18 protein-coding genes and 1 riboswitch are annotated in these 21692 nt (G+C 52.8%); of the genes, 14 read left to right on the forward strand and 4 right to left on the reverse strand.

What is annotated here, in order from left to right; genetic code table 11:
- The first annotated feature begins 52 nt into the window (after positions 1-52).
- On the forward strand, positions 53-1210 hold the full coding sequence (gene iadA, locus FGS84_RS01495; protein WP_138305970.1) for a beta-aspartyl-peptidase: 1158 nt from the start codon (positions 53-55) through the stop codon (positions 1208-1210).
- 36 nt (positions 1211-1246) lie between these two features.
- On the opposite strand, the gene FGS84_RS01500 is transcribed toward iadA, so the two are convergent.
- From FGS84_RS01500 to FGS84_RS01515, 4 genes are all read right to left on the reverse strand, one after another.
- On the reverse strand, positions 1247-1924 hold the full coding sequence (locus FGS84_RS01500; protein WP_138305971.1) for an MBL fold metallo-hydrolase: 678 nt from the start codon (positions 1922-1924) through the stop codon (positions 1247-1249).
- Between the two features lie 39 nt (positions 1925-1963).
- Positions 1964-2542 carry a TetR/AcrR family transcriptional regulator gene (locus tag FGS84_RS01505; RefSeq protein ID WP_138305972.1) on the reverse strand — a complete coding sequence of 193 codons (579 nt, stop codon included), beginning with the start codon at positions 2540-2542 and terminating at the stop codon, positions 1964-1966.
- Positions 2543-2737: 195 nt separating this feature from the next.
- Complete coding sequence (locus tag FGS84_RS01510) at positions 2738-3097, reverse strand: molecular chaperone Hsp90 (protein ID WP_138305973.1); 360 nt, start codon at positions 3095-3097, stop codon at positions 2738-2740.
- A 110-nt stretch (positions 3098-3207) separates the two neighbouring features.
- Complete coding sequence (locus tag FGS84_RS01515; protein ID WP_138305974.1) at positions 3208-4074, reverse strand: EcsC family protein; 867 nt, start codon at positions 4072-4074, stop codon at positions 3208-3210.
- 237 nt (positions 4075-4311) lie between these two features.
- Here FGS84_RS01515 and FGS84_RS01520 point away from each other — a divergent pair, with 237 nt between their 5' ends.
- The 13 genes from FGS84_RS01520 to FGS84_RS01580 all read left to right on the forward strand — a co-directional run bounded on the left by FGS84_RS01520 (position 4312) and on the right by FGS84_RS01580 (position 21637).
- Positions 4312-4758, forward strand: coding sequence for a MarR family winged helix-turn-helix transcriptional regulator (locus FGS84_RS01520; RefSeq protein ID WP_138305975.1), 447 nt, complete (start codon positions 4312-4314; stop codon positions 4756-4758).
- The gene (locus FGS84_RS01525; RefSeq protein WP_138305976.1) at positions 4739-6094 is read left to right on the forward strand and encodes an MATE family efflux transporter; all 1356 of its coding nucleotides are present in this window, start codon (positions 4739-4741) and stop codon (positions 6092-6094) included. Before FGS84_RS01520 ends, FGS84_RS01525 begins: the two co-directional genes overlap by 20 nt.
- 52 nt (positions 6095-6146) lie before the next feature.
- Positions 6147-7316: a glycosyl hydrolase family 18 protein gene (locus tag FGS84_RS01530; RefSeq protein ID WP_138305977.1), complete on the forward strand. Its 1170-nt coding sequence runs from the start codon at positions 6147-6149 to the stop codon at positions 7314-7316.
- Positions 7317-7382: 66 nt separating this feature from the next.
- Entirely contained in the window at positions 7383-8159 is a 777-nt protein-coding gene (locus FGS84_RS01535) for an inositol monophosphatase family protein (protein WP_138305978.1), read from the forward strand.
- Between the two features lie 33 nt (positions 8160-8192).
- A complete protein-coding gene (locus FGS84_RS01540) occupies positions 8193-9812 on the forward strand; it encodes a hypothetical protein (protein ID WP_138305979.1) in 1620 nt (539 codons plus the stop codon).
- A 115-nt stretch (positions 9813-9927) separates the two neighbouring features.
- Positions 9928-10914, forward strand: a complete 987-nt coding sequence (locus FGS84_RS01545) for a diaminopimelate dehydrogenase (protein ID WP_138305980.1) — start codon at positions 9928-9930, stop codon at positions 10912-10914.
- A 174-nt stretch (positions 10915-11088) separates the two neighbouring features.
- A riboswitch (NiCo riboswitch) is annotated at positions 11089-11180 on the forward strand.
- Positions 11181-11371: 191 nt separating this feature from the next.
- Positions 11372-12340: a cation diffusion facilitator family transporter gene (locus FGS84_RS01550; RefSeq protein ID WP_347563762.1), complete on the forward strand. Its 969-nt coding sequence runs from the start codon at positions 11372-11374 to the stop codon at positions 12338-12340.
- 146 nt (positions 12341-12486) lie between these two features.
- Complete coding sequence (locus FGS84_RS01555; protein ID WP_138305981.1) at positions 12487-14499, forward strand: molybdopterin-dependent oxidoreductase; 2013 nt, start codon at positions 12487-12489, stop codon at positions 14497-14499.
- Between the two features lie 32 nt (positions 14500-14531).
- Positions 14532-17291, forward strand: a complete 2760-nt coding sequence (locus FGS84_RS01560; protein WP_330640966.1) for a translation factor GTPase family protein — start codon at positions 14532-14534, stop codon at positions 17289-17291.
- A gap of 192 nt (positions 17292-17483) precedes the next feature.
- Positions 17484-17690, forward strand: coding sequence for a DUF378 domain-containing protein (locus FGS84_RS01565; RefSeq protein WP_002564818.1), 207 nt, complete (start codon positions 17484-17486; stop codon positions 17688-17690).
- A gap of 66 nt (positions 17691-17756) precedes the next feature.
- Positions 17757-18020 carry an FMN-binding protein gene (locus FGS84_RS01570; protein WP_227146192.1) on the forward strand — a complete coding sequence of 88 codons (264 nt, stop codon included), beginning with the start codon at positions 17757-17759 and terminating at the stop codon, positions 18018-18020.
- 241 nt (positions 18021-18261) lie between these two features.
- Complete coding sequence (locus tag FGS84_RS01575) at positions 18262-19701, forward strand: extracellular solute-binding protein (RefSeq protein ID WP_138305984.1); 1440 nt, start codon at positions 18262-18264, stop codon at positions 19699-19701.
- The gene (locus FGS84_RS01580) at positions 19679-21637 is read left to right on the forward strand and encodes a diguanylate cyclase (protein ID WP_138305985.1); all 1959 of its coding nucleotides are present in this window, start codon (positions 19679-19681) and stop codon (positions 21635-21637) included. The genes FGS84_RS01575 and FGS84_RS01580 overlap by 23 nt, the downstream gene beginning before the upstream one ends.
- Positions 21638-21692 lie beyond the last annotated feature (55 nt).

The raw sequence follows: 21692 nt of genomic DNA on the forward strand, positions 1-21692 counted from the left end.
GTATACTGCTGTAAAGCTGTCATGATTTTGCTGAAAGAGAGGAATTGAATCAATGAAAGTACTGAAACAGGGAGATGTTTATGCTCCGGAGCATCTGGGGAGAAAGGATATTCTGATAGAAGGAAACCGGATTGCCAGAATAGCGGACCACATAGATGAATACGACCAGATAGAGGAAGTGGAAAAGGCAGACCTGAAGGGGCATATCCTGACGCCGGGTTACATGGACATCCATGTCCACATAACAGGCGGAGGCGGCGAGAGCGGACCGGCCACCAGGGTGCCGGAGGCAAGCCTCAGCGTGCTGGTCCGAAGCGGCATCACCACGGTGGTGGGACTTTTGGGAACGGACGGGATTACCAGAAGTCTGGAGAACCTTCTGGCAAAGGCAAGGGCTTTCAATGAGGAGGGAATCACCTGCCGAATCCTGACCGGGGCATACGGATACCCGTCGCCTACCATCACAGGAAGCGTGGAGCGGGATATAGCCCTCATTGACCTGATGGTGGGCGTGAAAATCGCTATGAGCGACCACAGAAGTTCCAACCTGACGGGGGAACAGCTGATTTCCCTGGCCACCCAGGCACGGAGGGCCGGTATGCTCTCCGGCAGCTGCGGATATGTCACCATCCATATGGGAAGCGGAAAAGCCATGCTGGACCCGCTGTTCTATGCAGTTGACAACAGCGATGTGCCGATTCAGAAATTTCTTCCCACCCATATGGGGCGCACTCCGGAGCTGTTTGAACAGGGCCTGGAATTTGTGAAGCGGGGCGGAACCATAGATATGACGGCAGGACTTACAAGGGAGGAGCTGGAGGAGACGGCTGACCAGATTATGAACTATTTCAAACAGGACCCGGAGGGCCTTAACATGACCATGTCCAGCGATGCATACGGAAGCGCTCCCAGGTTCAATGATAAGATGGAGTGCATCGGACTTACCTATGCATCTCCCAAGTGCCTTCATGAGCAGCTGAAGGTGCTGGTGTGCGAGCGGGGAGCCAGTCTGGAAAAGGTGCTGAATCTCCTGACAAAGAATCCTGCCAGGATGCTGGGAATGACCGGGGTTAAGGGAACCGTGGCGGAAGGCGCTGACGCTGATTTTGTGGTGTACGACGATTCCATGGATATTCTCCATGTCATGGCAGGAGGCAGGAAGGCTGTGTGGGATAAGGAGGTTATCATGAAGGGGACGTTTGAGGAATAAGTCCGCCTCTGTCACACGATGGTCCGTCCTGCCGTCCTACAGGACAATCTCCATACCATCATAGGCAAAGGATATATTGTCCAGGCTTTTTTCAAATTTCTGGTAATAAGCATAGGATTTGCCCCAGTATTCATCAATATGAGTGATGATAATGCGCTTTATTCTGTATAAGCGTTTGATTTCCATTATCTCATCCAGGGTAAACATATCATCTCTGAAGGGCGCTGAATCAAGCTTTGAACCATCCTTAAGTATGCCGTCGTCCGAGACGAGCCCGATGATTAAAATATCCGCGTCAAAGTATAACGGGCTGGGGACAAATGGTTTCACATCGCAGCAGGCGTAAATAACCTTTTTTGCTCCTTCTGTTATAACATAAAATGTCATATTGCCACGATGGGTTTTATTATTTACCAGGTGCAATTCTATGGTTCCTATTTTGACATGATTTGTCCGGTTGATTGAAATACAGTTGAGAATATTTTCATAGTAATACAGGCCGTCGCCGTTCCAGGCATTGATATCGTCTACAACCTCGGGCAGGGCAATGAATTGTATGGGCGTTCCTTTGTCAGCAATGCAATCATAACCCAAGGGCTCCACAATATGCATTCCCCTAGTATGGTCGGGGTCTTTATGGGAGATGGAGAGATATTCAATCCTGGAAATGCCCTGCCTGTCACAGGCAACAGCAATGTCCTCCGCTTCCTGCAATTTTCAGCTTCATCTGTAGTTACCTCCCTGCAGAATTTCTCATTTAACTAACATCCCCCTGATTTCGCTAACCATGCCAATGGGTATTCTGTCATCGTCCAGCGGCATGACACTGCTCAACATACGTACGCCCTGGTAAGAGAACAGCAGCAAATCCGCAACAGCATTTACATTGGCCTGCTTAAACTCGCCTTTGTTAATACCATAGTCAATCAGGCTGCAAAGCATTGCTTTTGAACTATAATACTGCTTCAGCATGGCGTTGTCGTCTGACAATGGAATGCTGCTGTAATACTCATAGAAAGCAAGTCCCAACGAACCGCTTCTGTCCAGCATCTCGGACTGGTAACGCCCTAACAATTTGTCCAATATCACAGTTGCGGACATACCCTGTTCCATTTTCACGGCAACCTGGTTTTTAAGGCCAGACATAAGTTTGTTTATGATGTCGGAAAACACCTGTCCGGTACTTCCGTAGTGCATATATAAACCGCCGCGGCTAAGACCTGCTGCTTCACAGATGTCTTTCATCGTAACGTCCTTAAATCCCTTTCGGACAAATAAAGGCAGCGCCGCGTTCCGTATGTTTTCCCTTGTTTTGTCCCCTTTTTTGCCCATAGAACCGTATCTCCTTTTTTGGGGGTTACTTTCCGACATGTGTGTCTTTTTTGTAGCATACGACACACGTGTCGGAATGTCAACCGGTAAGCTTCTGTTGGCTGTAAAAGATGAGAATGATAAAAGAACAAAAACAGGTACCCGTCATTTCTGACGGATACCTGTTTAATAAACAGCATATCTGAAACATGATTCCTATTTAAGAATAGCATCCTTCTTTTCAAGAATTGCCTCTACTGCCGCACAGGCGGGACAATCACAGTACTTTGCCCCTGCGGCCTTGATTTCCCTTGCATGGGCAGCCACGTCCTTGGCTTTATCTGCTCCGAAAACCTGGGCACCCATATCTGATTCCGCAAAACCAATCAGGCCGTCAATGGGCATGATATCTGCTTCCAGTTCCGCAATGTATGTTTTTGTTGCGGCTGCCTCATTTTCAGTTCCCACTGCATCCAGCCAGGTTTGGGCTGATGCTTTTGTCTCTTTGTTGCATGATGCTGCATCCATTAATGCGTGTGTTTTTTCAACGACGAAACTTAAAACTTCCTTATCCATAATTGATACCCCCGCTTTCTTCTGAAATTTATCTATATTTTACCATAAATTTCCGGCATTTGCAAATTAAACATATGGTTTGCCGGTTTCAGATATATGGTTCACTGTTTTCAGAAATGCGGTTCTCTCTTTTCCAGAAATCGGCGCCTGTATTTTATATCCGCATAATCCGCTATCCGTTTGAGGTAAACAGCGTCATATACGCCTCCTATGATTCCCGCAATGGGGATTCCCTGTAAGAATTTCATGTACAGAAGCTCAGAGGACAGGGCATTGGATGCCTGCTGCATCAGATGGCAGCGGAGGGAGGATATATCGGGGAATACAGGTCCTGCGGACAGGCCCCCGGGGTCCTCCTGGCCGGCTGTTGTTCCGGTCAGGGAGTCCCCGTCGCGTATACAGCGCCCCATGGCATCCAGACTCCGGCCGCCGGATTGGGCCGTGTCACCTCTGGACAGGGCTGTGGAAATCAGCTTTAGTATATAACATTGCTCCTCTTCCGTGTCATACGGAAAGCCATAGCTTATGGCTGTTTCATAGATGCTTTTCAGGACCATGCCTGTGAACAGCGGAATATCGGGAAGTCCGATGCCCAGGACGCCCAGGCCGATTCCTCCGGCGCCGGCTGCCGCCAGGTTCTTAACCTTGTTTTTGCCTGCTTCCCTGGAAAATGCCTTCATGGCCTTTCTGGTTTCCTTTAGTTCTGCGGCGTAAGCATTGATTTTATAGGTATTTTCCATGTCCTGTTTCCGGTATGTTTTTTCGATAACCGAAGTCCCGCGGTTGAATATCAGTTCAAAGGCTTTATAAAATGCCAGGTTCAGGGCAGCTTCCAGCTTTTCCGGTACAAAGCGTTCCAGTTTTTGGTTCAGCACCGGTTCCTTTTGGCGCCGTGCTGCGGCTATAAAACGCTCCTCCCTTTTCTCCAGCGCCCTCCATTCCAGCTGGCGCGGGCTTTTTTTCAGCGGTCTTTTCACGAATTTCAGTCCTTTCTGGCGTGCGGCTCAGGTGCTTCACCGGGCCGGACGGCACTATGCATATATCATACCACAATCAGCTTAAAAGGAAAACTGTTTAAAGCCGGCCGTACAGCCGGAGGGAAGGGGGCAGCCGGAGGGAAGGATACAGCCGGTTGACAAAACCGCAGTTGCTGTGTATAATAGTTGACTGATGCAACAGTTGCATAATACAATAGATATGGCAGGGAGAGCGGAATGAATCAATATACGGGAATATACCGGCGCTGTGAGCTCTGGTTTATCCGAAGAGAACTGGAGCAGTTCGGACTGCAGCCCCTGGAGGGGAAAATCATCATGTTCCTCCAGGACAACCAGTGCACCCAGGAGGAGGTTGGCGCCCATTTTGACCTGGATAAGGGCAGGATTGCCAGAAATCTGTCTGAACTGGAAGACAAGGGACTGGTGCGGCGCCATATCAATGAGAAAAATAAAAGGCAGAAGTTTGTAAGCCTGACGGACAGGGGAAACCAGGTCCTGGAAGAGATACACTGCATATCCGGCAGATGGGATGAGATTTGTTATGCAGGCTTCACAGAGGAAGAGCGCAGGCAGCAGCAGGACTATCTGCGCCGGATTGCTGAAAATGCAATTGAATATAAACACAGAGTAGGAGAATGTATATATGGTAAACAATCTGACTGAGGGCAAACCCCTTAAATTGCTGTTTTTCTTTGCAATGCCCATGGTAGTGGGAAATCTGTTCCAGCAGCTCTACAACATGGTGGACTCCATGGTGGTGGGACGGTTTGTGGGAGAGGATGCGCTGGCAGCCGTCGGGTCCTCCTTCCCTGTGGTATTTCTTTCCGTGGCCATTGCAGCGGGTCTGTCCATGGGATGTACGGTTGTCATTTCCCAGTTCTTCGGGGCCGGCAAGATACGTGAAATGAAGATAACTGTCTCCACTGCCCTTATATCCCTGGGAGTTATCGGACTTATTATCATGGGTATCGGGGAAATCATTGCAGGACCTCTTCTGAAACTCCTGGGAACAGACCCGGATATTATGGCTGATTCCCTTGCCTATCTGAGGATATATTTTGGGGGAGCTGTTTTCCTGTTTCTGTATAACTCACTGAACGGTATATACAATGCACTGGGCGACAGCCAGACACCTTTAAAGTTTCTCATGGTTTCCGCACTGACCAACATTGTCCTGGACCTGCTGTTTGTCATCCGGTTTAACATGGGGGTGCCAGGGGTGGCCTGGGCAACCCTTATTGCCCAGGGAATGTGTGCTGTGTTTTCCTTTTTTGTATTGATTGCCCGTCTGAGGAAGATGGAGAATGAGGAGGAGGACAGAGGAAAAGCATTTACCTTTTTCGACATGTCCTCAGCTGAGCGCATTGCCAAGGTAGGAGTGCCGTCCATGCTCCAGCAGTCCATTGTTTCCATCAGCATGATGCTGATGCAGGGTCTGGTAAATTCCTACGGAAAGGTGTTTGTGGCCGGTTATACGGCTGCCACCAAGATTGATACCCTGGCCATGATGCCCAATATGAACTTTTCCAATGCAATGTCCAGCTATGCGGCCCAGAACATCGGCGCCAGGAAGATGGACCGCGTGAAACAGGGATACAAGGCCAGCATGTTTATGGTGGTGATATTTTCACTTATCATTACCAGCATTATTTTCCTGTTCGGACCGCAGCTTCTGGGACTTTTCCTGAAACAGGGGGCTGAGGGCAGCGCTATGAGCTACGGACTCAGCTATATGAAGACCGTATCCGTGTTTTACATACTGATGGGAGCCCTGTTTGTCAGCAACGGACTGCTGCGTGGGGCCGGCGACATGGGAGCGTTCATGCTCAGTTCTGTTGTGAACCTGTTTTCAAGAGTGGCCATCGCCTATCTGCTGGCGCATTTTATCGGAGCCAGCGCAATATGGTGGTCCATACCCACAGGCTGGGCCATCGGAGCATTGTTTTCCTTCCTGCGTGTAAGGAGCGGGAAGTGGATGGCAAAGAGACTGGTGGATTAAAGAGCAGCAGTGCTGCATATATTGTATAAATTCATAATCAGGAATAAAGTGCATGAAAATATATGTAGTGAAACAGGGAGACAGTGTTGACTCCATCGCAGATTCACAGGGGATTCCAGCAGAAACCCTTATTTGGGCAAATCAGATAGAATATCCATACCGCCTGGCCGTTGGCCAGGCTCTTTATATTTCCGACGGGGAGACAGGGGAGGGGAGGAGGCCCCTGTTTTCCAGCGGTTATGCATATCCCTTTATAGACAGCGGGGTATTGGAGGACACCCTGCCCTATCTGAGCGCCATCAATATATTTTCCTATGGTTTTACGGAGGACGGGAATCTGGTCCTTCCCATGGAGGATGATGCGTGGGTGATAGAAAGGGCGCTGCAATGGGGGGTCCGGCCCATGCTGACCCTGACGCCTCTGGGGGAGGACGGGCGTTTTAACAATAATCTGGTGTCAGCCCTGGTGAGAATCCAGGAAAACCAGCAGCGCCTTATCTGGGAGCTGGGACGCATTATGCAGGAGAAGGGATACGAAGGGCTGGACATTGATTTTGAGTATGTGCTGGCGGAAGACCGGGTGGAGTATGCTGATTTTGTGCGCAGGACCACCCAGGTCCTCAATATATTCGGCTATACGGTTACGGTGGCCCTTGCGCCGAAGACTTCGGCCCAGCAGAGAGGACTTCTCTACGAGGGAATTGATTACCGGCTGCTGGGGGAGGCAGCCAACCATGTTATGCTGATGACCTATGAGTGGGGGTACAGCCAGGGACCTCCCATGGCTGTGGCGCCTATCAATATGGTCAGAAAGGTGGTGGAGTATGCAGTGACTGAGATTCCGCCTGAGAAAATCATACTGGGTATACCTAACTACGGCTATGACTGGCCCCTTCCCTTTGAACGGGGTGTTACCAGGGCCAGGTCCCTGGGAACCCTGGAGGCAGTGAAGCTGGCAGTGGACTTTGGAGTGGATATACGGTTTGACGAGACTGCCATGTCGCCCTACTTCCGGTACTGGCAGTATGGCATCCAGCATGAGGTGTGGTATGAGGATGTCAGAAGCATCAGGGCAAAGTTTGACCTGATTAAGGAATTCAACCTGTACGGGGCGGGGTACTGGCAGCTCATGCGGTTTTTCAGGGCCAACTGGCTGCTGATGGACGATATGTTTTACATTGAACGGGATTGGCCGCTCATGGAGTATGAAGATATGTCATAACGGCTGCATCTGTGGTATAATGTGTTATACGCCCCGGTATATGGGGCGGCAGGAGGTAAAATACATATGAAGATAGAGACAGACAGGGTCCTGGAATTGGTTAAATCAGTGAAGCCGCTGTTTATGGACCATGAGAGGGCTTCCCGGATAACGGTAAAAGGGGCGGCGGATTTTGTGACCCAGGTTGATTTCCAGGTCCAGGAACGGATGCGCAGCGGACTTTTTGACATGTATCCCCAGGTGCAGTTCATGGGGGAGGAGAAGGATAACAGGGACATTGACTTTTCAGAGGCAGTTTGGATACTGGACCCGGTGGACGGGACCACCAACCTGATTCATGATTTCAGGTGCAGCGCCCTTTCACTGGCCCTCTGCGACAGGGGGCAGCTGGAGCTGGGAATCATATACCAGCCCTATACAGATGAACTGTTTCTGGCAAAGCGGGGCAAGGGGGCATACCTCAACGGAACCCCCATCCATGTCAGTCCTATCCGGGATTTGGGACAGAGCCTGATTTCCATTGGCACCAGTCCATATAAACATGATCTGGCAGACCGGAATTTTGAGGATTTCAAGCGCGTATTCCTCAAGTGCTCCGATATCAGGCGCACCGGGTCCGCGGCAGTGGACCTGGCCTATGTGGCCTGCGGCAGGCTGGACGCATATTTTGAGCGTTATCTGAATCCATGGGATTTTGCGGCCGGTATGCTGCTGATTCAAGAGGCTGGGGGAAGGGTGACCACCTTTGCCGGAAATACGGTGGATGTGTCCGGGCCTTCGGACATACTGTCGTCCAACGGAAGGATTGGTATTCTGCTGGAGGATGAACTGCTCCCTGCGTGATACGGTGTGAAAGGAACTGGAAGGATGAAGAGAATGAACAGAGACACGGGGGGAAAGCGTGGAACACGGATTGCAGGGCTGGCTGTCCTGGTGTGGCTGCTGTGGGGAATGTGTGAGCTGCCGGGGATGACAGATGCGGCAGGTGTTTTGGACATGACGGGGCTGACCGCCTTTACAGCCTATGCCGAAACGCGGGATTCCCGGGCGGATACTGACCCGGAGACAGGAGAGGTACTGGTGAATCTTGCCAATGAAGACGAGCTGAGGCAATGGTACGAGGGCCGTTTGTCGGGAGGGAGCAGCATAGGAGTCCTGCCCAAGAACATGGCAGTCACCAAATCTGTCACCCTGGGGCTGCCGGAGGGACAGCAGAATCCGGGTCCCATTGAAATCCGGATACCTGAGGGCCCCATAAGAATCCTGGCGCCTAAAAACCTGACCCAGACAGGTGTTGTTATCGACAATCCCAATCTGCGTATAACCGGGAGCAAAAACCTGATATTGGTTGATGGAGAAGGCTGCCTGACCCTGAAGCGCGGACAGATGCAGCGGGAGGCTGCCAATGAACCGGCTGTCATCCTGCGGAATCAGGGAATGCTGATATGGGAGGAAGGCAAGGAATTTACAGGACTTAAGCAAACTGATATCCGGGATGAGCGCACAGACCCGCCGGAGCCGGTCCCTCCTGATGAGAGCCAGACCCACCCGGAAAACACAGGCACACAGCCCCAGCTGACAGAGGCGGTCCTTTTGAACATTGGTTCAGACGGCAGCGGCTCTGCCAGGCTGGAATTTAAGAACCTGCCTTCCGATATCAATGGACTGTACATACTGCGCAGTGAAAGCGGACATTCCTGGACAAAGGAAAAAAACAAGGTAACGGCCGCATCGCCGCAAAGCGGGCAGGAGACAGTGGAGTACGAGAATTTCCTGAAGGAAACCGGAAACACGCTGAATACCGGCATTGTGGAGGACGGCTATCTTATCTACCGGTTCCAGTCAGGGGACAGCTCCTTTTATGTGAAGGCCAGGATTGAGTGGCCCGGCGGGAGCTATGAGACGGATAAGGTAAAGATAGCCATACCCGAGTCAGTCGGACAGGGCCTTACCTTTGTGTACGGCGGGGACAGCTATGGTTATGGCAGCGGATACGGAGGAGGCTACGGCAGCGGTTCCGGCGGATATGGGGGATACGGCAGTTCATACGGAGGAAATTCTTCCCACACCCAGTCCGGCGCGGAGGAGGAGTCCGATGCGCCTGAGGCCCCGGTAAGAGGCAGGGGAGGGCGCAGAAGGGAATCCTATACGCCGTATTACAACCCGGATACGAAAGACAGGGGAGCTGGTGACGGACAGGCACATGGGAACCTGCTCAGGGAGGCCACGCCTTCGCAGGCCCGCAGCTGGCGGGATAGGGATGACGGCAGTGGGTCTGTAAATGTGACAGAGGCCGGCGTGACGGAGGCGGAAACAGCCGGTCTGTCCCTGGAAGGAAACGGGGACATGGACAGGGAGCAGGACCCGCCCCAGGAGGAAATACAGGACCGGGAGGATTCCGGCACATCCGGATTAAAGCGGTATGCAGGCGCTGTCCTGGCTGCTGCGGTGATTGGCTGCGGAGCCGTTTGTCTCCACAGGAAAAAGCGCAGGTAGGCGCACATCTCCAGGGGGCAGTGATAAAAAAATGATTTGCCAATAAAAGAAGGCTGTAGTATAATTTACAAAAACCAAAAACCCACACGTTTACGTTACAAAGGAGAATGAAAGTATGGCAATCAGAGTTGGAATCTTAGGCTATGGAAACCTTGGAAAGGGTGTGGAGTGCGCCATTAAGCACAATCCGGACATGGAGCTAAAGGCAGTGTTCACCAGAAGGAATCCGGACAGCCTCAGCATATTGACGGAAGGGGCCAAGGTATATCCGGCAGAGGAAGTTTTGTCCATGAAGGACGAGATTGACGTGATGATTCTCTGCGGAGGAAGCGCCACGGACCTTCCGCAGCAGACCCCGGAAATGGCAGCTCACTTCAATGTGATAGACAGCTTTGACACCCACGCCAATATCCCCGGGCATTTTGAGGCAGTGGACAAAGCTGCACGGGAAAGCGGTCATGTGGGAATCATATCCGCTGGCTGGGACCCGGGCATGTTTTCCCTTAACCGGCTCTATGCCAATGCCATCCTGCCGGGAGGCAGCGACTATACGTTCTGGGGCAAGGGCGTGAGCCAGGGCCATTCCGATGCAATCCGCAGAATTAAAGGCGTGAAGGATGCAAGGCAGTATACCATTCCGGTGGAGGATGCCCTTGCGGCCGTGAGAAGCGGTGCGGCTCCGGAGCTGACCACCAGGCAGAAACACACCAGGGAGTGCTTTGTGGTGGCGGAGGAAGGCGCTGATTTAAAGGCCATTGAGGAAGCCATTGTCACCATGCCAAATTATTTTGCCGACTATGACACCACGGTGCACTTCATCAGCCAGGAAGAACTGATACGGGACCATGCCGGGATTCCCCACGGAGGTTTTGTTATCCGCACCGGCAGGACCGGCTGGAATGATGAGAACAGCCATGTAATTGAATACAGCTTAAAGCTGGATTCCAACCCGGAATTTACGGCATCCGTTATCGTGGCCTATGCCAGGGCTGCATACCGCCTGGGCAGGGAGGGACAATCCGGCTGCAAGACTGTCTTTGACATTGCGCCGGCTTACCTGAGCGCGGAGGATGGAGCATCGCTTAGGAAGCGTTTGCTGTAATACGGAACTATCTATGTAAAAAACGCCTGCACCAGTCCCTTTGGACTGTATGCAGGCGTTTTTGTATGTTTTTCTGGGTTTATGTTCACATACATATACAGCGGTTCATATCATATTGGTAACAGGTTCATTAAGGCCTGCCGAATAAAACTCTTTGCACTGCATATCCAAACGACAGTACAAACTGAGCAGGCCGGAAGCAGAAAACTGCTTTGGGAGCCGGGCCGCAGACAGCGGCAGCAGACAGGAACGTCTGTGGGACAGTGGTTTACTTACATTGTCCCTCAGGCGTTTTTTCTCATGAAATGGGACTTTATGACAGGCGCAATGATTTTTCAAATATATTTTAGAACATATGAAAGGAATGGATGGTATGGGAGGCGGATATATGGGGAAGGGCATAAAAAGGACTTCTGCCGGAAATGGGAGCAGGGCAGAATTTAAAATTTGGACCAGAATGAAATATAGGAATAAACCAGAGATAAAGGACCCGGATAAAGGCGGTCAGACACAGAATGAAAATCAAATGGCCGGTACCGGACTGGCCATGCAGGTATCCTGTGTCAGCATCGGCATCAATGTGGTACTTTCGGTATTCAAGGTAGGGGCGGGTATCCTGGCCCACTCCGGAGCCATGATATCGGACGGGGTCCATACTGCCTCGGATGTGTTCAGCACATTCATAGTCATGGCCGGAATTACCATGGCCTCCAGAAAGTCAGACAGGGAACATCCTTATGGCCATGAACGGATGGAGTGCGTGGCGGCCCTTTTGCTGTCAGCTGTATTGTTTGCAACGGGAATCGCCATTGGGGTGAGCGCTGTGGAATCCATTGGCTCAGGACCGGAAAAGATTAGGGCTGTTCCGGGTGTCCTGGCCCTGGGGGCGGCAGTCATATCCATAGTGGTAAAGGAATGGATGTTCTGGTATACCAGGGCTGCTGCCAGGAAATTAAAATCAGGAGCCTTGATGGCGGACGCATGGCACCACCGCAGCGACGCACTGTCTTCAGTGGGAGCCTTCATCGGTATACTGGGAGCAAGAATGGGAATGCCGGTCATGGACCCGCTGGCCAGTTTCATCATCTGTATCTTCATAGTCAAGGCAGCCCTGGATGTGTTCAGGGATTCCATGGATAAGATGGTGGATAAGGCGTGTGATGAAGAGACGGTTAAGGACATAGAACGGGTGGTGCTGGATATCAGGGGCGTGGAATGTGTGGTCTCCATGAAGACCAGGCTTTTCGGCTCCAGGATATACGTGGACCTGGAGATTGAAGCAGACAAAAGCCTTATGCTGGAACAGGCCTTCGCGATTGCAAAGGAGGTCCACGACAGCATAGAAAAGAGATTTCCACAGGTGAAGCACTGTTCAGTACAGGTGAATCCCGAAGGCAGCAGGGGACTGGAGGGGACAGAAAATTAGTTTGACGGGAAAGGGTTTGCTGGCTATACTTAATATCAGATAACAGCGCCCGGCTATACGGAGGAAATATGCCGGACTAAGGCAGGACCAAGCCGTGTCATACCATGGCTATGCATCGGGCGCAGTGACAGAGGGAGCGACATAAGATGGCATTATATATAAAAAAGACAATCTGCCCCTACGACTGCCCCACATCCTGCGGTCTGTTGGCGGAAACGGATGGAACACGGATTCTCAGTGTGAAAGGCGACCCGGACCATCCGGCTTCAAAGGGGCTTATCTGCAGAAAAATGCAGCACTACGAGCAGTCCGTCCATTCGCCTGAACGTATCCTCACCCCTATGAAACGGGTGGGGGAAAAGGGAGAGGGAAGGTTTGAACCCGTGACCTGGGATGAGGCGGTTGAGGAGATTGCCGGCAGATGGAGACGCATTCTGGAGGAAGACGGCAAAGATGCCATCCTGCCCATGTATTATTCGGGGGTTATGAGCGTCATACAGCGCAAATGCGGGGATGCCTTTTTCAACCGGATGGGAGCCTGCGATATGGTCAGGACATTATGTTCTTCTGCCAAGGGCGCAGGCTATGAGGCTGTTATGGGCCAGACCGGCTGCCTGGACCCAAGGGAGCTTTTGGACAGCGATTTTTATCTGGTATGGGGGAGCAATATGAAGGCTACCAGGCTTCAGTCCATGCCGGCGCTGGTCCAGGCCCGCAGACAGGGAAAAAGGGTGGTGCTCATAGAATCCTGCGCAGCAGACATGGGAGCCTACAGTGACCAGACCATACTGATTCGTCCTGGCACCGACGGAGCTCTGGCCCTGGCCATGATGCATGTGATGGAGGAAGAAAACCTGGCGGACAGGGATTTTCTTACCCATCGGACAGAAGGGTATGAGGCCTTTAGGAATACCCTCGGCGCCTGTACGCCTGCCTGGGCGCAGGAGGAAACAGGAATCCCGGCAGAGGTGATTGCCGACCTTGCCAGGGAATACGCCTCGGCCCATGCTCCGGCTGTCATACTGGGAAGTGGTCCCTCGCGCTATGGCAACGGGGGTATGACCGTGCGGCTTATCACCATCCTGTCCGCGTATACAGGCGCATGGGGACGTCCGGGAGGCGGCTTATGCGGCTGCAATCCGGGGGCAGGTCCATATGTGGACAGCCGTCTGGTCACCAGGCCGGATTTCAGGAAGGAACCGGGACGCAGGGTCAATATCAATGAGATTGCATCGGCTCTTACAGGAATCAGGGGAGGCAGGCCCATACGCAGCTTCTATGTTTACGGCAGCAATCCGGTGGCCTCTGTCTGCTGCCAGAAGGGTATCCTGGAGGGCCTGAGGCGCCCTGATTTGTTTACGGTTGTCCATGAGCGGTTCATGACAGACACAGCCATGTATGCGGATATTATTCTGCCCGCCACATTTTCTGTGGAACAGACAGATGTGTATATGGCCTACGGATACTGCACCTTTGGGACGGCCGGGAAAATCATCGAACCGGCCGGGCAGTGCAGGAGCAATTGGAATACGTTTTGCCTGCTGGCCCGGGCAATGGGATATGAGGAAGAATACTTTAAGAGGACAGAGGAGGAGATGGCCGGGGAACTGCTTTCCCATCCCATGGAAGGTCTGTCCTGCATTTCCGAGGAGGACCGGCGCGTATTAAGGGACGGGGGCGTCATATCCACAGCCTACGCGGACCATGGATGCTTCAGGACGCCTGCCGGTAAAATGATGATTGTCAATGAACGGCTGGAAGAGGCAATGCCCAGGTATATTAAGAGCCATGGGGGGACCTATCCCCTCAGGCTGGTGGCGGCGCCCAGCGCATATACGTTAAATTCGGTTTTTCTGGACAGAAAGGACCTGAAGTCGGGCAGGGGCCCCATGGCGCTGATGCTCCATCCCAGGGATGCGGCATCAAGGAAAATTGCGGACGGCAGTCCCGTTGTGGCCTTCAATGAGCTGGCGGAGGTGGAGTTTACCGCAAAAATCACGCCCCTGGTGGCGGAAGGAACAGTTGTTTCTGAGGGCGTTTACGACAGGACCTTTACAAAGAACGGACTTCTGGTTAATGCCCTCCACCATGAGCGGCTGTCCGACATAGGAGCAGCAACAACCCTCAATGACAATACGGTGGACGTACGTCCATGTTAAGGGAAATAAGACATCAGGAAGAGAGACTGGACATGAAATCAATGGTACTGGGAATCCTGGCCCATGTGGATGCCGGGAAAACTACATTATCGGAAGCGCTTTTGTATCTGGCGGGAAGCATACGGAAAATGGGAAGGGTGGATAATAAGGACGCCTTTCTGGATACCTATGCCCTGGAGAGGGCCAGGGGCATCACTATTTTCTCAAAGCAGGCGGCCCTGACCTGGGAGGGCCGGCCCCTTACGCTGTTGGATACGCCGGGCCACGTGGATTTTTCCGCGGAAATGGAGCGGACGCTTCAGGTGCTGGATTATGCCATTCTGGTTATAAGCGGCGCGGACGGCGTACAGAGCCATACCATAACCCTGTGGCGGCTGCTGGCTAAATACAGGATACCGGTATTCCTCTTTGTCAATAAAATGGACCAGCCCGGCACGGACCGGGACCAGCGGATGAAGGAACTGCAGAAACGTCTGGATGACGGGTGTGTGGATTTCGCCGGGGCCGGCACAGAGGAATTCATGGAACACGCTGCCATGTGCGATGAGAATCTGCTGGAACATTATCTGGAAACAGGGGATGTGGAGGAAGAGGACATACGCCGCCTGATTCGGGAGCGCAGGCTGTTCCCGTGCTTCTTTGGTTCCGCCCTTAAGCTGACAGGGGTGGAGGAGCTGTTAAACGGAATCTGCAGGTGGGCCTGCCCACCGGAATATCCGGAGGAATTTGAAGCCAGGGTATACAAGATTTCCAGGGATGACCAGGGAAACCGTCTGACCCACCTTAAGATTACAGGAGGAAGCCTTAAGGTAAAGGAACTTATTTCCAACAGAAATATGGAAAAGCCGTCGGAGGTCTGGCAGGAAAAGGTAAACCAGATTCGGGTCTATTCCGGGGACCGGTACGAAGCAGTGCCTGAGGCAGAGGCAGGAACCATATGTGCTGTCTCCGGTCTTACCAGGACCTATCCGGGGCAGGGACTGGGGGCAGGGAAGGACTCCATGCTGCCGGTGCTGGAGCCGGTGCTGAATTACCGGGTACAGCTGCCTGAGGGCTGCGACGGGGCCGTGATGCTGCCAAAGTTCCGCCAGCTGGAGGAGGAAGACCCGATGCTGCGGGTGGTATGGAATGAGGAACTGAAAGAGATTTCCATGCAGCTTATGGGAGAAGTGCAGATAGAAGTGTTAAAGAGCCTGATTGAAGAGCGCTACGGCATTCAGGTTGAATTCGGCACAGGGAATATTGTGTATAAGGAAACCATTGCAGGCCCGGTGGAAGGGGTGGGGCATTTTGAGCCTCTGCGCCATTATGCGGAAGTCCACCTTCTGATGGAACCGGGAGAGAGAGGAAGCGGGCTTCAGTTTGAGACCAGATGCAGCGAGGATGACCTGGACAGGAACTGGCAGCGTCTGGTGCTTACCCATCTGGAGGAAAAGGTGCACCGGGGCGTCCTGACCGGGGCGCCAATAACGGATATGAAAATCACACTTGTGGCGGGCAGGGCCCATAATAAGCACACGGAAGGCGGGGATTTCAGGCAGGCCACTTACCGGGCCCTGCGCCAGGGGCTTATGGAGGCGTCCTGTATCCTGCTGGAACCGTGGTATTCCTTCCGGCTGGAGGTGCCAGAGGCATCCATCGGACGGGCCATGATTGATATCGAGAAGCGGTGCGGAACCTGCACCATCGAGGAAAACAGACAGGGACAGGCTGTTCTGGCGGGAAAAGCGCCGGTTGCAGCCATGCGGGGGTATCAGGCAGAGGTGATGTCCTACACCAGGGGACACGGTAGACTGGCATGTACGCTGAAAGGATATGAGCCGTGCCATAACAGCCAGGAGATAATTGACCAGACCGCCTATGATCCGGAGCGTGATGCAGACAATCCCACAGGTTCCGTGTTCTGCGCCCATGGGGCCGGATTTGTGGTTAGCTGGGACCAGGTGAAGGAGTATATGCATGTGGACAGCGGTCTGGTTATGGAATCCCCGGATGGGGAAGGAATGGAGGGCAAGGGAAATCCTCCTTCCTTTAGGAATCCGGGCAAATCCTCTGCCGGACAGGGAGAATCCGGGGAAATCTGGCTGGGTACGGATGAGATTGACGCCATACTGGAGCGCACTTTTTATTCCAACAGCCGGGATAAATCTGCGGCCCGCAGGGGGTATCCGGGAAAGAACCGGGGAAGCAGGCCTGCCGGCGGCTACAGCGCTCCGGTGACACGTACCTACGGACCCCCTGGGGAAGCGGCCCGCCAGAAAAAGGAAGCCAGGGAGGAATATCTTCTGGTGGATGGCTATAATATTATGTTTGCCTGGGAGGAGCTGCGGGAGCTGGCCCAGGACAATCTGGACGGCGCAAGGGGCCGGCTTATGGATTTGCTGTGCAACTATCAGGCCATACGCAAATGCTGTCTGATGGTGGTATTTGACGCCTACCGTGTGGCGGGCCATGCCACGGAGGTTTCTGCATACCACAATATCCAGGTGGTCTACACAAAGGAGGCCGAGACAGCAGACCAGTATATTGAAAAGTTTGCCCATGAAAATGCCCGCAGGTTTGACGTGTCCGTGGCAACCTCGGATGGAGTGGAGCAGGTCATTATCCTGGGCCAGGGATGCCGTCTTATATCGGCCAGGGAACTGAAGGAGGAGCTGGAGCGGGTAAACGGCATGCTGAGAGAGGAGTATCTGGAACAGCCGCAGCTGAAGCGGAACCGTCTGTATGATATACTTCCGGAGGAGGTAATGCGGCAGATGCGGGAAGCGGCCGCTGAGGACGGCCAGGACTGAATTCAAAGACACGCTTTGGCGCAGCAGCTATCCCCGGCAGGAAACAGGAACCGTGTTTTAGAAGCAAATTATGATAAAAAAGCAAAAAATGTATGGAATTCCACAAACCGGGACATACTACCAGCGTATAGCAAGCTGCATAAGTGGCTGGAGAACAGGCACGAAATGCTCATGACAAGGAGGTAGCATGCAATGGGAAATAAGGCATTGGATTATACCGCTCTTACAATCGCCCTGATTGGGGCTGTGAACTGGGGGCTGGTAGGATTCTTTAATTTCAACCTGGTTTCATGGATTTTCGGAACAGCTTCCTGGGTAACCAGGATCATCTATGCGCTGGTGGGTTTGTGTGGTCTGTATCTGATTACATTTTACTCACATTCGGGCAGAGAAGCATAAAGAGAAAGAGGCAGGGCTGTTCGGTCCTGCCTCTTCCTTTGTGCGCCTAATGCCTGTCTGATTTCCTTGTATGGGTTCCCTATATTTTCCGGCTTTCCTATTTTTTTCTTATATTGTCCTTGCATATCAGAGAAGGCGGACGGAATCGAGGACTCCATTGACCTGACAGAGCACAGCGAGACAGCGGGCATCTATGAAGCGGCTGAGAATAAGGTGGTCAAGTCCATCATACGCAGACAGACAACAGAGACAGACAGTGTATCCGGGGCAACCAATTCTTCCAGGGGAATCATGGAGGCTGTGTCAGATGCATTGAAACAGGCAGAATAAAAGAAAAGGGAATACTTGTAAGTGCTGTTTAAACAGCAGGACCTGTATGCAGATTCAACGCAGAACCAGGTCCTGTTTTTAAGGTTCTGTTTTTAGGCCCTGACGCTTTCGCCCTGTCATTTTTCATACATCCAGAATAGACAGCAGGCTGTCCAGCGTGTTATACTTAAGGTGAGGTATGTTTGGAACGTGGCGGCGTCTGTGTCTGCCAAGGGAGGACTGCCAAGGGAGGAACTTCTTTATGAATCGCAGACTATGTGTATATATATCGGCGGCTGTCATGGCCGCCCTTTTGGGGATTAGCGGATGCAGGGCCGGGGAAAGAAAAAAGGAAGACACAGGAAAGCCCACGGTGGTAGTGCTCTGGCATTCCTATAACGCAGTGGCCAAAAGCGCGTTTGATGATTTGGTTATGGAGTTTAACGAGACGGTTGGCATGGAGCAGGGAATCATAGTGGAGCCGGTTGGATACGGCTCCAGCAATGAACTGGACGATGTGCTGTACGCATCGGCCAGCCATGTCATTGGCTCAGAACCGCTGCCGGATATATTTGCATCCTACCCGGACAGCGCCTACAGGCTGGACGGGATAGCTCCCCTGGTCCGTTTGGACGGCTATTTTTCGGAAGATGAACTGGACGCTTACCGGCCTGAGTTCCTGGCGGAAGGCGTCTGGGGAGGGGACGGCATGCACCGGATGGTTCCGGTGGCAAAATCCACGGAAATTCTTTATCTCAACGAGACGGACTGGGAGGCATTTGCCGGGGATACAGGCGCAGGCAAAGAGATGCTTAAGACCTGGGAGGGGCTGGCTCAGGCCGCGGGCATGTATTATGAATGGTCCGGCGGGAGTCCGTTCCTGGGCATGAATGCGTTCAATGATTTTGCCGCGCTGTCAGCCGCCCAGCTGGGGGAAGGCATCTGCCGGACGCAGGACGGGCCTGAATTCAATTATTCCAGGGAGACTGCCAGGCGGGTATGGGATGCTTACTATGTACCTCATATAAAGGGCTGGTATGAGAGCAGGACCTATAACCAGGACGGCATAAAAAGCGGGCGTTTGATGGCTTATATCGGTTCCTCGGCTGGCGCCGGTTTCTTCCCCCAGGTGGTGATTGAGGATGAGAAGCAGTCCCATCCGATTTCCTGCGGGAGCTATGCCTATCCTGTTTTTCAGGGCGGTACGCCTTATATGGGGCAGAGAGGGGCAAATATGGCGGTATTTGCTTCGGATGAGAGCCACCAGCAGGCATCGGTCCGGTTCCTTAAATGGTTCACGCAGCCGGAGCAGAATATACGTTTTGCCGTGGCTACAGGATATCTGCCTGTGCAGAAAAAGGCGCTGGAATCCGTATCGGACCTGGTAGCCCAGGTGGAAAGCCAGGACAATGCCCAGGCAGTGGAGCAGAGCATCCGGGCCTCCCTTAAAGCGCTGGAAAACCACAATGTCTATGTCCGGGAAACCTTCCTGGGCTCCTATGATATGGACCAGATATTTTCTGTGTCTCTGGAGAACCGGATAAACACGGATTTGGAAACCCTGAGGCGGCGGATGGAAAAGGGAGAGAGCAGGGAGTCTGTGGAACGGGAGCTGCTGGACGACGGGCATTTTGACAGTTGGTATGAAACACTTCTAAAGGAAATGGCTGGTAAGACAGATGGACAGAAAATTCAGAAGTAAATCCATAGCGTTCAAGCTGACGATAGCGTTTGTGGTATCCATGGTGCTGCAGAGTGTCCTTCTGGTGTCCTTCATGGTGGCAGGGGGAGTCATGGAACAGGCAGAGGCCAACCAATACCGTATATTTGCGGAAAAGGTAAAGGGACGCAGGAATAATCTGGAAAACCAGATGAAGAATGTCTGGACTAATTTCAGCCATCATACGGACAACATAAGCCGGTATTTTGACAGTCCGGACGGGATGGAGTATCAGGGACAGCCGGACCGTATCCTGGAGGCGCTGGCGCCGGAGGTGCTGGCTGCCCTGTATGATACAAAGACCACGGGCGCGTTCCTGATTCTGCCGGATGAGGGGGAGACGGACGGTTCCCTGGCTGCCCTGTATTTCAGGAATAATAACCCGGACCGCAACAGCAGCCAGAATGAAAACCTGTATATGCTCATCGGCCCGTGGAATGTAGCTGAGAAGATGAAGATTGCCACCACGGCAAACTGGAATTTCCGGTTGGAGGTAAATGAGGAAAACCGTGATTTCTTCCGCAAACCCTGGGATGCAGCAGTGGAAAACGGCCGTTCCAAATGGCTGGGATACTGGAATCCTCCCTTTCAGGTCAATGAGGGGGATGAGGATGTAATTACCTATTCCGTGCCTCTGTTCGGTCAGGACGGCAGGGTGCGGGCTGTCTTTGGAGTGGAGATATCCGTAAGTTACCTGTACCGGTTCCTGCCTGCATCTGAACTCCAGACAGGGGATTCCTATGGTTATGTCATGGGATACCGGTCCGGGCAGGAGGATATGGAGGCAGCGGTTACCTATGGCGCTCTCCAGAAACAGCTGGTTGGCCGGAACGACAGGCTTGGCCTGGAACTTAAAGATAAGGAAAATTCCATATATAGCCTGCTGAACAGCGTAAGAACCGGGCAGGAGGACGGGCGGATAGCAGCCTGTGTGAACCAGATGGGGATGTACTACCATAATACCCCGTTTGAAGGAGAAGAGTGGTATCTGGTGGGCCTTATGGAGGAGCCGGTGCTTCTGCAGTTTCCCCGCAGGATTGGACAGATACTGGGGTATTCCCTGGTCCTTTCCCTGGCGGCAGGCCTTATGATTGCCGTGTTTACCAGCCAGTGGTTTGCCAGGCATGCAAAGCTCATTGAGCTGTCTGAACTGCCGGTGGGAGCCTTCGAGCTGTCAGGCCGGTCATCCAAGGTGCTTATGACCAGCCAGATTCCCAGGCTTTTAAGGCTTACAAAGGAGCAGGAGCGCCTGTTTTCCAGGGATAAGGACGAATTCATAGGGTACCTAAAGGGCCTTGTTCCTTACAGCGACGGAGGGCCCGGCGTGGTGAAGATGGATACCGGGGAAGGTTCCCGGTGGATTAAGATAACATGTAAGACGGCCGCCCATTCTGTGCGCTGCGTGGTAGAGGATGTGACGGATGAAATCCTTGAGACAAAGGCTCTGAAGGTGGAGCGCGACAGGGACGGACTTACAGGCGTGGGGAACCGTCTGGCCTATGAACATATGCTGCAGCACAAGAGAAGCCATCCGGAGGAGATGCCGGGCAGCGGTTTTCTCATGTGCGACCTCAACGACCTGAAGGGGGTCAACGACCGCTTCGGTCATGACAAGGGAGACGAATACATCCGCAGGTCCGCCGGCATTATACGGGAAGCATTTCCCGGCGCGCCCCTGTTCCGTATTGGCGGGGATGAGTTTGTGGTTCAGCTGGACGGCATGGGACAGGAACAGGTGACACGGGGAATCCAGGCCATGGAGGCGGAGGTGAAGGCTTACAGCGCAGGGAATGTGTTCCCTGCGGGCATTGCGGCAGGCTATGCTTTCTTTGACCCGTGCAAGGATGTAAGCCTGGAGAGTACGCTGGCCAGGGCGGATTCTTACATGTACAGGAAGAAGCGTAAGATGAAGCCATAGATGAAGCGTATCAGAACATTTTAATACAGAATCAGAGGAAAAAAACGATTGGAGG

Origin of the sequence: Clostridium sp. 1001271st1 H5, assembly GCF_005845215.1 — a bacterium.
Lineage (GTDB): Bacteria > Bacillota > Clostridia > Lachnospirales > Lachnospiraceae > Enterocloster.

Excerpts from the sequence above, each read along its gene's own strand:
- iadA (WP_138305970.1), top strand. The coding sequence starts at position 53 with ATGAAAGTACTGAAACAGGGAGATGTTTATGCTCCGGAGCATCTGGGG.
- FGS84_RS01505 (WP_138305972.1), bottom strand. The coding sequence starts at position 2,542 with ATGGGCAAAAAAGGGGACAAAACAAGGGAAAACATACGGAACGCGGCG.
- FGS84_RS01510 (WP_138305973.1), bottom strand. The coding sequence starts at position 3,097 with ATGGATAAGGAAGTTTTAAGTTTCGTCGTTGAAAAAACACACGCATTA.
- FGS84_RS01520 (WP_138305975.1), top strand. The coding sequence starts at position 4,312 with ATGAATCAATATACGGGAATATACCGGCGCTGTGAGCTCTGGTTTATC.
- FGS84_RS01525 (WP_138305976.1), top strand. The coding sequence starts at position 4,739 with ATGGTAAACAATCTGACTGAGGGCAAACCCCTTAAATTGCTGTTTTTC.
- FGS84_RS01530 (WP_138305977.1), top strand. The coding sequence starts at position 6,147 with ATGAAAATATATGTAGTGAAACAGGGAGACAGTGTTGACTCCATCGCA.
- FGS84_RS01535 (WP_138305978.1), top strand. The coding sequence starts at position 7,383 with ATGAAGATAGAGACAGACAGGGTCCTGGAATTGGTTAAATCAGTGAAG.
- FGS84_RS01540 (WP_138305979.1), top strand. The coding sequence starts at position 8,193 with ATGAACAGAGACACGGGGGGAAAGCGTGGAACACGGATTGCAGGGCTG.
- FGS84_RS01545 (WP_138305980.1), top strand. The coding sequence starts at position 9,928 with ATGGCAATCAGAGTTGGAATCTTAGGCTATGGAAACCTTGGAAAGGGT.
- FGS84_RS01550 (WP_347563762.1), top strand. The coding sequence starts at position 11,372 with ATGAAATATAGGAATAAACCAGAGATAAAGGACCCGGATAAAGGCGGT.
- FGS84_RS01555 (WP_138305981.1), top strand. The coding sequence starts at position 12,487 with ATGGCATTATATATAAAAAAGACAATCTGCCCCTACGACTGCCCCACA.
- FGS84_RS01560 (WP_330640966.1), top strand. The coding sequence starts at position 14,532 with ATGAAATCAATGGTACTGGGAATCCTGGCCCATGTGGATGCCGGGAAA.
- FGS84_RS01565 (WP_002564818.1), top strand. The coding sequence starts at position 17,484 with ATGGGAAATAAGGCATTGGATTATACCGCTCTTACAATCGCCCTGATT.
- FGS84_RS01575 (WP_138305984.1), top strand. The coding sequence starts at position 18,262 with ATGAATCGCAGACTATGTGTATATATATCGGCGGCTGTCATGGCCGCC.
- FGS84_RS01580 (WP_138305985.1), top strand. The coding sequence starts at position 19,679 with ATGGACAGAAAATTCAGAAGTAAATCCATAGCGTTCAAGCTGACGATA.